The following is a 14607-nucleotide window of genomic DNA, read 5'->3' on the forward strand; positions in this document are numbered from 1 at the left end:
CACGGGATCTCGGGGGAGATGGTCTGGTGCAGATGGAGGCCATCGTGAATGTCGCGAACCTGCAAGGCAAGCCCGGACGCGGTCCCACTCAGCTCATTGGAGTGTCCCCGGAATTCCTGGTCTCTACAGTCGGCACACATCGTCCTACTCGTCGTGAGCGGTAATTTCAAGCTCCTGAGATCGTTGACCTTAACTGTGATTTTGCTGCGAAGAAAATCTGGCTAGGTCTTCCATGGTCATCGCTGTTCCAAAATGCGTCAAGCGTCATCCGTGTGCGACTGTCCATTAACGTGGATGGCTGATGCACTATGGGTGAATTTATCCATAAATGGTGGCTTGTATGAGGATAGATTCACATATCTATCATGGAGTGCGGTTTGTCTTGTATTCGCCAAGTTGCGCGCCATTAATCTGATCGAACTGATGATCCATCGCCGCTGCTCAAACTTCCAGGGAATTGTCCTGGCCTTTCTTCAGCCCCTCTGGTTCAGTCTCGCATTTTTTGCGTAGAAGCCTCAACCGCAGCGATCAGCTCGAAAAAGAAGCCACACAGGTTGTTTCGGCAACACGGATCAATCTGATCGAGGGAAGGATGGGCGACCGCGGTCGCACGCCGTACACAACGTCCGCCCTGTATGTGGAGAAGCTGCTTGGACGGGCTCAATAGCGGATGGCCCCCTGGTGGGGCAGGCCAGGTAGACGCCGGTCAGGGGGTGGCCGGGGTGATACAGGACGCCGAGGAGGGCTATGCCGAGGGCTTGGCCGAGTTGGAGGTAGGCGGTCATGACGCCGCGTTCGGTCGGGGCCGACGCCGTGACCGCCGCGCCCATGGACGGTCTGATGAGGCCCACACGTCGAGGCCCGTGACGATCGGTTGAGTGGAAGAGACCAGATCCGCAGCAGGCAGCCGGTGCCCATGCGGGGCATCGAGAAAATCTGTCTGCGCGCGTACGGTGCCCACGATCTTTCGTGTGCGGGCCGTACGGTGCCATCCGGTGGGGGGATGCAACAGATTGGGGGTGTTCTCGGCTGGGAGGGGATGAGGACGACGGAAGGCGAAGGCAGTTGGAAGCAGATCCACGGTTCGCGGAGTTCGTCGCCAGGCGGGGGACGCGCTGTTGCGTTATGGCTATGTGTTGGCCGGGAACCCGCATGACGCGGCGGATCTGGTGCAGGAGGCGTTGCTGAAGCTCCGCGCCGCCTGGCCTCGGCTCCTGACGAAGGAGAATCCGGAGAGTTACGCGCGCACCATCATGGCCAGGCTGCACGTCGCCGTCTGGCGGCTGCGGCGTCGTGGGGTGCTCAGCTGGGAACCGCCGGAGCACGGGTACCAGGGCGGGGAGGGGTTCGACGGCTTCGGCGTGGCGGACGGCAGGGCCGTGTTCTCCCCGACGGGCGGCGGGGTGTTCTCCGTACCCCTGACCGGAGGAAAGGCAACGCGGATCGCGGCCGGGGACGGGCAGTACCTGCTGTCATGGCCGTGGGTCGGTTCGCAGGGCGCAGGGGACCGCGTGACAAGCCGCCCTTCACCCGGCTGGTCAACCTGGAGACCGGGCAGGTCAGCCAGGCAGCCCTCCACGAGGGCGAGCGGGTCTACGCCTGCGGGGTGCGATCCTGCATCGGCACGACGAACGGCGGTCGGCCCTTCACCCGGCTGCGTGACGGTTCGCAGCAGAAATACGTCTCCATCGGCTACCAGGTCCCCGAGCCGCCGAGTCAGGACCGCTTCCACCTGTGCGAAGTCTGGGAGGATACAGCGAACGGCGAGATCACCACCGCCGACCGGCTGAAGGGCGAGTTCTACGTGGTCGTCCTGGTCAGGATTCCGTAGCCGGTCACCAGGAGCGTCCTTGTCGCAGCAGGTGGTCGCGGACGGTGACGGCTGCGGGGTGGAGTCTTCCCGCCCTGGACACCAGGAACAGCGTGTTGATCGGCGGCAGTTCGGGCTCCAGCAGGGGAACGAGCAGGCCGCCAGTCAGCTCCGCCGTACACAGGTAGCGCGGCAGGACGGTCACCCCCGCGCCCGCGACCACTGCGGCGAGCACCCCGCGCAGGTCCGGGACGACCAGGGCGGGCGCCCGCGTCAGGCGGGTCCCGAAGACGACCCGCCAGTAGCGTCGCAGGATCGGCAGGTTCTCCGCGTAGGCGACCAGGGGAGCCGTCCCAAGCCGGTCGAGATCCCAACCGGGGGCGCCGACCAGCACGAACTCCTCGTCGCACAGCGCTTCGGCCGCCAGGGCGGCTCCTCTGCGGGGCCGTACGGTGGAGACCACCAGGTCGAGCGTGCCACCGGCGAGCGCGGTGAGCAGGTCGTCGGCGAGGCCGAGCGTCACCCGCAGCCGCAGCCCTCCGGCGACCACGGGGGCCAGCGCGGGCAGCGCCAGGACGGACATCAGCTCGGCTGGCCCGCCGAGGTGTACGGCGCGCTCCGGTGCTGCGGTGGTGTCGTCGAGGTCGAGTTCGTCGAGCGCGTCGAGCGGTGCCGCGACGCGTCCCGCCAGCTCTTCGGCGGCCGGGGTGGGGGCCATGCCTCGGGGGAGCCGTTCGAACAGCGGCCGGCCGAGTGTCCGCTCCAGAGCCCTGATCTGCGCGGTCACGGCGGGCTGCGACAGGCCGAGGTGCTCGGCGGCACGGGTGACCGACCCTGACCGGTGGACGGCCAGGAAGGTGCGCAGCAGGTCGAGTGAGATCAGGTTTCTGATGGTAGTACCCGGGACGCGTTATTGGTCGTCGGCGGGGAGATGGGTGACGATCATGCCATGCGTATCGCGATTGTTCTCACCAGCCACGGAGAGCTGGGCGAAACCGGCAGAAGCACCGGTTTCTACATGTCGGAGGCGGCGGAGCCGTGGGAGATCCTCACTTCGGCCGGGCACGAGGTCGAGGTGGTCAGCGTGGCCGGGGGCGTGCCACCGCGGGACGGCGAGAACGCCGATGACCCGGTGCAGCGGCGTTTCCTCGACGCGCTCGGGGAGACCCGGCGGGTGGCGGATCTGGAGCCGGAGGACTACGACGCCGTGTTCTTCGCGGGCGGGCACGGCGCCATGTGGGACTTCCCCGGCGACTCCGGGATCGGCCGGTTGACCCGGGGGATCCACGAGCGGGGCGGTGTCGTCGCGGCGGTCTGCCACGGTCCGGCCGCGCTGGTCGATCTCGAACTGTCCGACGGCAAACCGCTGGTCGCGGGCAGGCGGGTCGCGGCCTTCACCGGCAGCGAGGAGGCGGCGGTCGGGCTGACCGAGGTGGTGCCGTTCCCGCTGGCGGAGCGGCTGCGCGAGCAGGGGGCCGAGCACGTGCCCGCCGCCGACTTCACCGTCCAGGTTGTCACGGACGGCCGCCTGGTCACCGGCCAGAATCCGGCGTCGGCCCGGGGCGTGGCCGAGGAGGTCGTACGGCTGCTGGCCGGGTAGTGCTGGCCCCACCCCCTGCTCGGTGGAGTGCCGCATTACCCAGGCCCGGGATGGTTCCTAGGGTTCTCGCATGAACGATTTCCCGGCTCCCCGCAGGCGTTCCCGGGCCGCGCGTGCCCTGCTGTGGGCTCTCCTCGCGGTCACCGCGACGGTCAACGTGGTCTCCAACACCGTCAACGGCGGTGAGGGCAGCACGGTCGGGCTCACTGCGGGCATGGTCACCGTCGCCTGCGCCGTGGCCCTGACCGCACGCCACTTCAGGACCGCCCGCGCGTGATCGGAAATGTCGGTGCCGGGTGTGAGGATCGGCGGCGTGAGCGAAGGCGTGCGGCTGAGGGCCGTTGAGGAGTCCGACCTTGAGGCGTTCCTTGAGCACGAGCACGACCCCGAGACGGTCAGGCGCTCGCTGTTCACTCCCAGGGAGCGTGAGGTCTTCATGCGGCACTGGGCCACGAGGGTCCTGGGCGATCCGACCAACCTGGTGCGGGCGGTCACCGTGGACGGTGAGGTCGCGGGAAACGTCGTCTCCTGGTGGGAGGAGGAAAGGCGATTTATCGGTTATGTCCTCGGCAGGCCATTCTGGGGGCGGGGGGTCGGCACCGAGGCCCTGACCCTTTTCCTGGAGCTTGAGAAGGTCCGCCCCCTCTACGCCGACCCGTTCGGCGGCAACACGGCCTCGGTGCGCCTGCTGGAGAGGTGCGGCTTCCGGCAGGTGGAGACGGTCCTGTACGGCGAGCACGAGCATGTGCTGCTCTCCCTGGACTGACCAAACTGGTAAAAGCCATAGGGAAAATCCCCTTCTATACGGAACAACCTCATGACCGGGGTGTTTACTGAAATAATCCTGACGCGTTGACGAGGCGATGCCGCCATTCCGCCTCTCCGCCCGGCGGGGCCGGAGGGCCGACGAGTCAGAGGTGCCATGGACGCCCTGGTCCAGGTCTCGGGGGACGACGAGATCACCGAGTTCACCGAGCTGCGCGGGTGGCTGTCAGGAGATCGTGCCCTGACGGGCCGGACGCGGGTGGTGCGGCAACCCCCGGGCGAGGGCGAACTGGGCGGGGCACTCGACACGCTGGTCGTGACGCTCGGCTCGGGAAGCGCCGGGATCGCCCTGGTCAGAGCCCTGACCACCTGGCTGAGGACCCGCCGTGCCGATGTGACGATCACGGTGACCTCCCCCTCGGGCACCGTGGAACTCAACGCCCAGCGGGTCAGGGACACCGCCGTGCTGTCGTTGCTGGAGGAGATCCTGCGGGACGGCGACGAGGAGAAGCCGCAGGACGGCGATGAGCGGTGACATTCACGACCATTCTGGGTCGCGAGCCGTACTCATCGGCACCGCCGAATATTCCGACCGGCGTTTTCCCCCGATTCCCGCGGTGGTCAACAGCCTGCGTGGAATGTCCGAGGTTCTGACCGACCCCGGTCTATGCGGCTGGCCAAAGGACCGGGTCGAGGTCTGGCAGGACCCCACCGACATGCGCAGGCTCGTGCAGAACCTGCGGCGTGTGGCCGAGGAGACCACCGGCGTGCTGCTGGTCTACTTCGCCGGGCACGGCACCATCACCCGGCGCGGGCAGCTGTGCATGATCCTGAAGGACACCGACTTCACCGACACCGACGTCACCGGCCTGGAGTTCGAGCGGCTCAGGGAGGTCCTGCTGGACAGCCCCGCCCGGATGAAGATCGTGATCCTCGACTGCTGCTACTCGGGCCGTGCCATCGAGGCCCTCTCCAGCACCGTCGTGGACAGCACCGACATCCACGGCGCCTACACCCTCACCGCCAGCGACCACACCGCCCACGTCGTCGCCCTCGACCGGCAGGCCGAAACCCCGACCTCCTTCACGGCCGAGTTCCTCGACCTGGTCCGCACGGGGGTCGCGGGCGGCCCCGAGTGGCTGACGATGAACGACCTCTACTCCCACCTGAGACGACGGCTCCGCGGACGCGGGCTGCCCGCCCCCAACCAGCGCGGCACCGACACCGCGATCCATAACCCCTTCGCCAGGAACCGGGCCGCCGACCTTTCTCCAGGGCCTCCTGAACCTCCAGGGCCTCCCGAGCCTCCCGCGCCTCCCGAGCGGACACGGGTCGGACGCCGGGTCGTCCTGGCCGCGGGACTCGGCGTGGTCGCGGTTCCCACGGCCTTCTTCCTCGTCGAGGCCGCAAGACGCCCCCGTGGTCGTACGGCGAGCCCCACCCCGACGGTCAACAGGAACGTCCTGACCGGTCACACCGGCGCCGTGAACTCCGTGGCGTTCAGCCGCGACGGGAGGACCCTGGCCAGCGGAAGTGCCGACGGCGGCATCCGATTGTGGGACATGGCGAGCGGGGCGGCGACCGCCGTACTGGCCGGGCATGCGGGTGCGGTGAACTCCGTGGCGTTCAGCCCCGACTGGCGGACGTTGGCCAGCGGGGGCGCCGACGGCAGCGTCCGGTTGTGGGACGTGACAAGCGGGGCGGCGACCGCCGTCCTCACCGGCCACACCGGTGCGGTGAACTCAGTGACGTTCAACGGCAACGGAAGCCTCCTGGCCAGCGGGGGCGCCGACCGTTCCGCCCGACTGTGGAGGGTGGCGAGCAGGAGCACCGCCGCCACCCTCACCGACCGCCCGGCGATCGTGAACGCCGTGCGGTTCGGCACCGACGGGACCGTGCTGCTCACCGCCTACGGCGACGGCCACGTGCGCTTCTGGAACACCGGGACCCACAAGAAGATGGGCCTGCTGACGATCCACTCGGCCAGCTCGGTCAACACCATCTCCGTGGACAGCCGGGGGATCATCGCCCTCGGCAACAGCCCCGGCGGTGTCACGCTGTGGGACGGGAACGGCGAGGCCCACGAGGAGACCCCCGCCCTGACCACCGGCAGCCCCGTCAACGCGGTGGTCCACCACCCCGGCAAGCGGCGGCTGGCCGTCGCCACCGGTGACGGCGGCATCCAGCTGTGGGACACCAGGTCCCACAAACCCCTGGGGCCGCCGCTCACCGGCCACACCGGTGGCGTCACCTCACTGGCGTTCACCCCCGACGGAGCCACGCTCGCCAGCGGCGGCCTCGACAGGACGAGCAGGCTCTGGCGAACCGGGTGACTGCTCCATGGCCATCACCGGAGGGAGGCCACGGCGATGTGCGGGCGCCCGGTCAGCGGGTGGGGCCCCACGTGCGCGCGCACGCCGAACACCTCCTCGATGAACGCCGGGGTCAGCACGTCCAGCGGAGGGCCGTGGCCCACGACGCGGCCCTGGTCGAGCACCACGACCCGGTCGGCGTAGGCGGCGGCCTGGTCGAGGTCGTGCAGGGCGGCGAGCAGGGTCAGGCCGAGGGAGCGGACCAGGTCCAGCAGGAGTAACTGGGAGCCGACGTCCAGGTGGTTGGTCGGCTCGTCGAGGACCAGCAGCGGCGCCTCCTGGGCCAGCGCGCGGGCCAGGAAGACCCGCTGACGCTCACCCCCGGACAGCGTCGTCATCAGCCGGTCCGCGGCCCAGTCCATGCCGACCCGCCGCAACGCCGTCGTGACCGCCTCCCGGTCGGCCGCCGTCTCCCGGCCGAGCGGCTTCCTGTGGCTGTGCCTGCCGACGGCGACGACCTCCGCCACCGAGAACCCGTCGGCGGCCTGCCCGTGTTGGGGAAGCACCGCGCGGTGCCGGGCCGCCTGCCGGGGACGCATCTCCCACAGGTCCGCGCCGTCCAGCCGTACGACACCGCCGGAGGGACGCAGTGACCGGTAGACCGTGCGCAGCAGGGTCGACTTGCCGCTGCCGTTGGGGCCGACCAGCGCGACGAACTCCCCGGGCTCGGCGGTCAGGTCGACCTCGCTGACGATGGGCCGCGCGTCGATGCGCGCGCTGACCCCTGCCAGGTCAAGACGCATCGGAGCCTCCGCTCGTACGGCGCCGCAGCAGCCACAGGAAGAACGGCACGCCGAACCCGGTGGTGAAGACCCCGACCGGCAGTTCGTTGGGGCGGTCCACGGTCCTCGCGGCCAGATCGACCAGCACCAGGAACAGCGCGCCCGCCAGCAGGGAGACGGGCAGCACGCGCCGATGGTCGGCCCCGACGACGAACCTGACGCCGTGCGGGATCATCAGCCCGACGAATCCGATGCCGCCGACCACGCTGACCACGGTCGCGGTGAGCAGCGAGCCGACCAGCAGCAGCCCGACGCGCTGCGCGGCCACCGGCACGCCGACGGCGACGGCCGCGTCCTGCCCGGACAGCAGGGCGTTGAGCGCGCGGGCCTGGGTCAGCAGCCAGGCGACGCAGGCCACGATCACCAGGGTGGGCACCCCGAGGTCGTCCCAGGAAGCCCCGGCGACGCTGCCCATCAGCCAGAACATCATCCCCTGCAGCTCGGTGGGGTTGAGCTGGAGCTGGACGAACGTGGTGCCCGCCGTACAGAGGTAGCCGACGGCGACGCCGCTCAGCACCAGCCAGGAGTCGAGCAACCTGCCTGAGCGCTGGGCGAGCATGTAGACCACCAGCGCCGAGGCGACCGCGGCGACGAAGGCGGCGCCGGTGACGCCGAGCGAACCGGCAAGCCCGGCCAGTGCCGTACCCCCGAGGGCGGGAACCAGCACGGCGCCGAGAGAGGCCGCGGACGAGACACCGAGGACGTAGGGGTCGGCGAGCGGGTTGCGGACCAGCGCCTGCAGCGCCACCCCGGCCACCGCGAGGCCCGCCCCGGCGAGCGCGGCGAGCAGGGCCCGTGGGGTACGGATCTCCCAGACGACCTGTCCGAGCGTCGGATCCGTCCGGTCCCCGTGGCCGGACAGGTGCGCCCAGACCACCGACCAGACCTGGCCCGGGGGCAGGGTGACCGAGCCGACGGAGACGCCGAGCGCCAGGGCGGCGATCAGGGCCACGGTGAGTACGGCGAGCAGCACCCCGGTGGCGGGTCCCGAGATCAGGTGCGGGCTGCTCTTCACATGGATTCGGGTGTCAGTCACCGGGGTGGACCACCCGGGAGATCTTCTCCACGGCCCAGGCGTTGAGCGGGCCGAGGTAGACGCCGTCGGAGACCACGGCGTAGGTCCTCGACTTCGACGCCTGCCACTGCGGGTAGGCGGCGAACAGCCTGGCCGCCTCCCGCCCGCCGTCCTCCTCGGGGCCGAACAGGCCGACGACCAGGACGTCGACCGGGGCCACGGCGAGCTGCTCCCGGTTGAGCGTGCGCGTCATGTCGGCGGTCTGACCCGCGAAGACGTTGACGCCCCCGGCCGCCTCGATCACGTCGTCGTAGATGCCCCCGGTCATCACGGCGGGCAGGCCGTTGGCGTTCATCATGGACATGCCGGGATAGGCGATGAGCACCTTTTTGGTGGGTCTGCCGGAGACGCGGGTCCGTACGGCCTCGATCCGGGAGCGCAGCCGTTCGACCAGGTCCCGCGCCCGTTCCTGGACGTCGAAGATCCTGCCGAGCAGGCCGAGGAACGCGAAGGTGGACTCGATGGACTGGTCCTGGTTGGCGCGTTTCTCCTCCGGCGTCGCGTCGGGCTTGCCCATGGCGCAGTTGACCGGATTGACGAGCGAGGTGATCCCGGCGGCGGCGAGCTGCTCGCGGGTGGCGAACCCGTTCCTGGCCTCGAACCCGCCCGACCAGGTGGAGACGACCAGGTCCGGCTTGAGGTTGAGCACCTGCTCGGCGGGCACGTCGAAGTTCTTGTTCATCGTCAGGCCACCGGTCGGCAGCGCCCTGACCTTGTCGATCATCGAGGGGTCGTCGGAGACGCCGTAGCTCTGCGCGTTGGCCAGGACGGTCTTCTCCAGGCCGAGCATGACGAAGCTCTCGGCCTCGCCGACGCTCGTCCCGTTGAGGATCAGCACGCGCCGGGGCGGCGCCGCGAAGGTGATCCGCGTGCCGCAGTTGTCGAGGGTCAGGGGGTATCTCGTGGGGCCCGCGGCCTCGGTGACCTGGGGTTTGGCGGCTCTTTCCGGGGAGGAGCAGCCTGTCGCGGTCAGGGCCGTCGCGAGCACGGCGGCCAGGGGTCTGGTGAAACGGTCGAAGGGCATGGACATGCGCTTTCTGCCGAGGGGAGCGCGAACACGCCGGAACACCGTCGCGGTGCCGACGTGGACGCTGGATGTCAGAAAGCCGCGATCGACGCGGCGCGCGCTCCGGGTGGCCCTCTGCGCACGAGGGCGTGTCTCAGCAGGGTGCGGGCTCGGGGAACCCTGATCTTCTCCGTCGCGGGGACGGTGGCCTGGCCGTACGGTTCCGGGGGCGACAGGATCAGCAGGACCAGCAGGCGCCGCAGCACGTGCCCGGCGAGCTGCCTGGCCAGGGCGCACAGGCCCTCCTCGGCCCAGCGCAGCCACGCCGAGGTCACGACCACGCTCGCCAGGTGCATCAGCGGCATGCCCAGGGCCGAGGTGGCCATGTGGTCCATCTGCCCCTGGTGGATCATGCCCGGCGTGTGGTGGTGCGGGGTCGCGGAGTACGGCTCGCAGTGGGAGAGCAGGGCGTGCAGCACGATCTGCGCCAGACCGGTCGCGGGAAGGATGGCGCCGAAGGTCCGCTCACGCCCGGTCAGCGCCAGCGCGACCGGCACCAGCAGCAGGACGCCGCCCACGGCCGCCGCCGGGTCGAAGGACCCGCCGCCGAGCAGGTGACCGAGCACGGCCAAGGCGGCACACGTGACGGCGAACCCCGTCGCGCGCACCCACCTCACCGCCGAGAACGGCCCCATGGCGACAGATCATCTCAGACCACCCGTCTACCCCGGGCGCAGGGCCGCCAGGCGGCGTCGGCCGAGGCCGCTGGCCGTGACGCCGACGCAGGCCGCGCCGAGCGCGACGAGGAAGGCCGCCAGCGGGCCGTACCGGTCGGCGAGGGTGCCAGACAGCAGCGCGCCGATCGCGTAGCCGATGACGACGGAGGAGGTCAGCAGGGTCATGACCCACGAGATCCGCTGCACGGGAACCGTCATCTCGGCCTGGGTGTAGGCGGTGACGAGGATCGGGGCGATGGTGATGCCGGGCAGCACGATCAGCAGCCCCAGCGGCCACAGCCCGCCGATGCTCAGCCCGCCGACGATCGCCAGTGGCAGGCTGAGTACGGCCAGCAGCGCGAAACCCGCCTGGAGCCTGCGGGCGAGCGGGAAAGAAGCGGGCAGCATCGGGACGAACACCCCGGCCAGGGCACTGCTCAGCCCGAGGATCGCGTAGATCAGCCCGGCCGCCCCCTCGGAGCCCGCGTCCACCGCACGCCAGGTGACCCCGGCCTGCACCGAGCCGAAGTAGCAGCCGAGACCGGCCAGCCCGGCGGCGAGCAGGAAGACCGGGACGCGCAGCACCGGCGCCGTGGCGGCCCCGTCCTTCTCCCCGCCCCTGGTGACCAGGGTCGCCGTCGGGTGCAGGGCGAAGGACACGCAGGCCGTGGCGGTGAGCGCCGCCGCCATGAGCACCGCCGTACGGGGAGAGGTCGCCGTCGCGATGATGCCGACCAGCGCGGGGCCGAGGACGAAGGCGAACTCGTCGCTCGTCCCCTCGAAGCTCATCGCGGTCGGGAAGCGGTTCGCGGGCAGCCGTCCGTGGTGGGCCAGCGCCGTCCAGCGGGCCCTGGACAGCGGGCCGACCTGCGGCACGGAGGCGCCCGCCACCACCGAGGAGGCCAGCGCCGCCCACGTGGGCGCGTCCTGTTCGACGCACACCACCAGCAGGACGAGGGCGAGGGCGTGCAGCAGCGCGGCGACCAGCCCGGTGGGCCGGTGGCCGTACCGGTCGGCGGACTTGCCGATGATCGGCCCACCCGTGGCCTGCCCGACCGCGAAGGCGGCGGCCGTCGCCCCGCCCAGCGCCAGCGACCCGGTCGCCCCGCTGACCAGCAGCAACGAGCCGAGCTGCCCCATGGACGCGGGGATGCGGCCGAGCAGCGTGATCACGAGGTACCACGGCCCGGTGGTCGCGGGCAGGGCGGCGTAGGCGCGCAGCGCGCTCCAACCGCTCACGGCGTTCCCGCGGCCCTGTGATCCACGGCCTCAGCGTCTGCGGCCTCAGCGTCCGTGGCTTTGGCGTCCGTGGACGCGCTGTCGGGGGCCGTGCCGTACGCCATCAGGACCTCGCGGGGGATGACATCGAGGGCCCTGAGGTTGGTCGCCGCGAGGTTCACCGGGCAGGCGTGTCCGGCCAGGTAGGCCTCGTACCATTTGGCGGCGATGACGCACCAGTGGTCACCCGGCTTCAGGCCGGGGAAGGCCAGGTCGGGGCGGGGGGTCGCGACGTCGTTGTCCACCGTGGACTGGAAGGCGATGAAGTCCTCGGTGACGACCGCGCAGACGGTGTGCCCTTTGGGGTTGTCGGGGCCGGTGTAGCAGTAGCCGTCACGACGGTAGCCGGTGATCGGGTCGAAGCCGCAGGCCTGCAGCGGCTCGCCGAAGACGTTCAGTGCCCGCTCGGTCATCGTTGGCTCCCGGTGAGGTCGTGGTGCGGTGGCGGAGGGCAGCGGAAGACGCGCTCGGCGAACTCGGCAGCCACCCGGGCCAGACGGGCGTCGGCGCCGGGCCGTCCGACCAGCAGCATGCCGACCGGCAGCCCGTCGACGAACCCGCACGGAACGCTGAGCGCCGGGTGCCCGGTGAGGTTGAACACGCAGTTGTTGTCGTGCATCTCGAACGGGAGGTCGGTCTCGATCACCGCCTCGCGGGGGTCGGCGGGCAGCGGGTGCGGCGGCATCGGGACGCTCGGCAGGACGAGCAGATCGACCTCGCACAGCGCCCGGTCGATCTGCTCGCGCAGCCGTTGCCGCAACTGCTGGGCGTAGGCCATGACCTTGCCGTGGGTGGCGTCGCGCAGCAGCGTGGCGCCGACGAGCGCGAGCACCCCGCCGACCGGGATGTCCTCGGGACGGCTGGCGACGGCCTCGCCGAAGGTCTCCCCGAAGTTCGGGTGGTAGGGACCCCGGTGGTTGTTGCCCTGCAGCCGTGACTCGAAGACGGTGGTCAGACCGCCCTCGATCGAGATGGGCAGGTGGATGTCCCTGCCGTACCGGTGCAACGGCACCGAGACCTCTGACACGGTCAGCCCCAGTTTCTCCAGCGCCCGCGCGGCCCCGCGGACCACGTCGTCCAGGCGCGGGTCGGAACGGCCCGGCCAGCCGAACCCCTCGGCGAGGACTCCGGCCCGCAGCCCGGTCACCTCCTGGGCATACCCCTCGGTGTACGGCCCCGGCACGGCCGTCGCCTCAAGGAAGGCGACCAGGTCGGCGGCGTCCCTGGTCAGCACGCCGATGTGGTCGAGTGTGCGTTCGGTCGGCATGGCGCCGTCGTAGTCGACGAGTCCGTAGGTCGGCTTGAGTCCGAGGATGCCGCACCAGGCGGCGGGGTTGCGGACCGACCCGCCGTGGTCGGTGCCGACGCCGTAGTCGGCCTGCCCGGTGGCGACCAGGACCGCGGCGCCGCTCGACGATCCGCCAGCCGAACGGGACGGGTCCCAGGGGTTGCCGACGGGGCCGTGCGCACTGGTGAAACTCGACCCCGAGTAGCACAGGTCCTCGCAGACCGAGGTGCCGAGGACGACCGCCCCGGCGTCGCGCATCCGGCCGATGACGACGGAGTCGGAGCCGGGGACGAAACCCTCCATGAGGCGGCTGCCCAGGGTCATCGGCACCCCGCGCACCGCGACGGACTCCTTGACGGTCACCGTCCGCCCGGCCAGCGGGCCGCTTCCCGGCCGGTCGGGGTCGTCGATCCGGTAGAGCCAGGCGCCATGGGGGTTGTCCGGGCCGCGCGGCACCCGGGTGACGGCGACGGGCGGCGGCTCGGGGGCTCTACCCTCGGTGGCCAGGTCCCGCACGCGGCCGTAGACGTCGCGCATCCGGTCGATCGCGGGCCCGAGCCTGCCGACCAGTTCCGGATCGAGGTTCCACCGGTCCGCGACGGCGTCCAGGTCGGTGGGGGAGAAGGAGGGGAAGGTCACCTGCGCCGCTCCGTTTCTTCCGTGAGGGCCTCGCTGGCCGCGACGAACGGCTCTATGGGGATCGAGGTGATCCCGGCGCCGACCCGGCCGCGTCCCGGCTCCCGGTGGGCGAGGCCGTTGTTGATGACGGGTTCGACGCCGAGGGCACGCACCCGGTGCACGTCGATGCCGAGCGGGGTGCCCAGGAAGTCCTCCGCCGGGATGAGGAGACGACGGCTCGTCCCCGCGCACAGGGTCCGCATGCGCCGGGTGATCTCCTGGGCCAGCGCCATGTCGCCGCCGACGAAGGACATGATCGCCGGGGCGGCGGTCATCGCGAGGGCGCCGAAGCCCGCGGTCTCGGCGATCATCGAGTCACCCATGGTCGGGGTGACGTCGTCGAGGGTCGCCCCCTCGACGAGGACCGGGTCACCGACCGGCGCCGCCACGGTGAACCAGCGGTCGCCGAGGCCGCTGACGCGGATGCCGAACTCCCGCCCGTTGCCCGCCATGGCCGTGACGACCGGGCTGCCCTCGACGCCGCTGGCCGCCAGCGTGACCGCCTTGGCCGCCGAGATCGCGAAGGGCAGCGCGAAGTGCCCGTTGCCCGCGACGAACGCGACGACCTCCGCCAGGTCCTCCCGGTCGAGGCGGGAGCGCAGCAGGCCGGGGGTGAGCGTGACGAGCAGGGTCGCGGTCGTGGCGACCAGCCGGTTGTGGCAGTCGTCGCCCCGGCGCAGTCCTTCGGCCACCAGCGCGACCAGGTCGATCGGGTCCGAGTGCTCGACGGCCTCGTCGAGGGCGGGGGCGAGCACGTCACCGAGCCAGCGCAGCCGCGCCAGCGTTCCCTCGTCGTAGGAGCCGTAGCGCATGGCCCCGCCGATGCCCTCGTTCAGCGGGGAGAACGTCCGCAGCCCCCCGGCCGTCTCGGCGACCACGACGGGGGTGTTCGGGGTGACGATCCCGGCCATGGCCCCGACGGCTCCGGCGTCGTGGCAGGGGCTGATGCTCACCTCGCCGTGGTCGATGATCGCCTCGGCCTCGGCGACGGACCCGGCCTCCTTCTCCAGGAGCAGGCCCGCGATGATCCCGCCCCGCATGGGACCGGGGATGTCGGCCAGCGCGATCGGCGGCCCCGCGTGCAGGAAGTGCCGTGGCCCCACCCGGTCGGTGGCGTCGCGGGCCCTGCAGACGTGGCGCAGATGGACATCGGTTCCGTTCAGGGCGTCGAGGGTCGCCCGGGTGGGATCGGACATGGTGGTGCTCCTGATATGTGGGAAAGCGAAGGCACAGCGGG

Annotated in this window: 15 protein-coding genes and 1 pseudogene; 7 read left to right on the plus strand and 9 right to left on the minus strand. The window is 70.8% G+C overall.

What is annotated here, in order from left to right:
• Positions 1-1169 precede the first annotated feature (1169 nt).
• Positions 1170-1229: pseudogene (locus FHS44_RS42465) on the plus strand (SigE family RNA polymerase sigma factor); the annotation flags it as partial.
• 251 nt (positions 1230-1480) lie between these two features.
• The gene (locus FHS44_RS42470; protein ID WP_184720600.1) at positions 1481-1831 is read left to right on the plus strand and encodes a hypothetical protein; all 351 of its coding nucleotides are present in this window, start codon (positions 1481-1483) and stop codon (positions 1829-1831) included.
• A 4-nt stretch (positions 1832-1835) separates the two neighbouring features.
• On the opposite strand, the gene FHS44_RS29610 is transcribed toward FHS44_RS42470, so the two are convergent.
• Positions 1836-2690, minus strand: coding sequence for a LysR family transcriptional regulator (locus FHS44_RS29610; RefSeq protein WP_184721030.1), 855 nt, complete (start codon positions 2688-2690; stop codon positions 1836-1838).
• 69 nt (positions 2691-2759) lie between these two features.
• Here FHS44_RS29610 and FHS44_RS29615 point away from each other — a divergent pair, with 69 nt between their 5' ends.
• The 5 genes from FHS44_RS29615 (at position 2760) to FHS44_RS29635 (ending at position 6508) form a co-directional block, all read left to right on the plus strand.
• Complete coding sequence (locus FHS44_RS29615) at positions 2760-3410, plus strand: type 1 glutamine amidotransferase domain-containing protein (protein ID WP_221461467.1); 651 nt, start codon at positions 2760-2762, stop codon at positions 3408-3410.
• 70 nt (positions 3411-3480) lie between these two features.
• Positions 3481-3687 (plus strand): hypothetical protein, encoded by a 207-nt coding sequence (locus tag FHS44_RS29620; protein WP_184720604.1) that lies wholly within the window; start codon positions 3481-3483, stop codon positions 3685-3687.
• Between the two features lie 36 nt (positions 3688-3723).
• On the plus strand, positions 3724-4176 hold the full coding sequence (locus tag FHS44_RS29625) for a GNAT family N-acetyltransferase (protein WP_312863858.1): 453 nt from the start codon (positions 3724-3726) through the stop codon (positions 4174-4176).
• Between the two features lie 156 nt (positions 4177-4332).
• Positions 4333-4710 (plus strand): effector-associated constant component EACC1, encoded by a 378-nt coding sequence (locus FHS44_RS29630; protein WP_184720608.1) that lies wholly within the window; start codon positions 4333-4335, stop codon positions 4708-4710.
• Positions 4700-6508 carry a caspase, EACC1-associated type gene (locus FHS44_RS29635; RefSeq protein WP_184720610.1) on the plus strand — a complete coding sequence of 603 codons (1809 nt, stop codon included), beginning with the start codon at positions 4700-4702 and terminating at the stop codon, positions 6506-6508. The genes FHS44_RS29630 and FHS44_RS29635 overlap by 11 nt, the downstream gene beginning before the upstream one ends.
• Positions 6509-6522: 14 nt before the next feature.
• On the opposite strand, the gene FHS44_RS29640 is transcribed toward FHS44_RS29635, so the two are convergent.
• The 8 genes from FHS44_RS29640 to FHS44_RS29675 all read right to left on the minus strand — a co-directional run bounded on the left by FHS44_RS29640 (position 6523) and on the right by FHS44_RS29675 (position 14566).
• Positions 6523-7290 carry an ABC transporter ATP-binding protein gene (locus FHS44_RS29640; protein WP_184720612.1) on the minus strand — a complete coding sequence of 256 codons (768 nt, stop codon included), beginning with the start codon at positions 7288-7290 and terminating at the stop codon, positions 6523-6525.
• Positions 7280-8365 (minus strand): FecCD family ABC transporter permease, encoded by a 1086-nt coding sequence (locus tag FHS44_RS29645; protein WP_221461468.1) that lies wholly within the window; start codon positions 8363-8365, stop codon positions 7280-7282. Before FHS44_RS29645 ends, FHS44_RS29640 begins: the two co-directional genes overlap by 11 nt.
• Positions 8358-9428, minus strand: a complete 1071-nt coding sequence (locus FHS44_RS29650) for an ABC transporter substrate-binding protein (protein WP_184720614.1) — start codon at positions 9426-9428, stop codon at positions 8358-8360. Before FHS44_RS29650 ends, FHS44_RS29645 begins: the two co-directional genes overlap by 8 nt.
• A 74-nt stretch (positions 9429-9502) precedes the next feature.
• Complete coding sequence (locus FHS44_RS29655; protein ID WP_184720616.1) at positions 9503-10105, minus strand: hypothetical protein; 603 nt, start codon at positions 10103-10105, stop codon at positions 9503-9505.
• Positions 10106-10132: 27 nt separating this feature from the next.
• Positions 10133-11365, minus strand: coding sequence for an MFS transporter (locus tag FHS44_RS29660; RefSeq protein ID WP_184720618.1), 1233 nt, complete (start codon positions 11363-11365; stop codon positions 10133-10135).
• Entirely contained in the window at positions 11362-11817 is a 456-nt protein-coding gene (locus tag FHS44_RS29665) for a DUF2237 family protein (protein ID WP_184720620.1), read from the minus strand. The genes FHS44_RS29660 and FHS44_RS29665 overlap by 4 nt, the downstream gene beginning before the upstream one ends.
• Positions 11814-13331: an amidase family protein gene (locus FHS44_RS29670; protein WP_184720622.1), complete on the minus strand. Its 1518-nt coding sequence runs from the start codon at positions 13329-13331 to the stop codon at positions 11814-11816. Before FHS44_RS29670 ends, FHS44_RS29665 begins: the two co-directional genes overlap by 4 nt.
• Positions 13328-14566, minus strand: a complete 1239-nt coding sequence (locus tag FHS44_RS29675; RefSeq protein ID WP_184720624.1) for a YlbE family protein — start codon at positions 14564-14566, stop codon at positions 13328-13330. The genes FHS44_RS29670 and FHS44_RS29675 overlap by 4 nt, the downstream gene beginning before the upstream one ends.
• Between the last annotated feature and the right edge of the window lie 41 nt (positions 14567-14607).

This window comes from Streptosporangium saharense, from assembly GCF_014203715.1.
GTDB lineage: Bacteria > Actinomycetota > Actinomycetes > Streptosporangiales > Streptosporangiaceae > Streptosporangium > Streptosporangium saharense.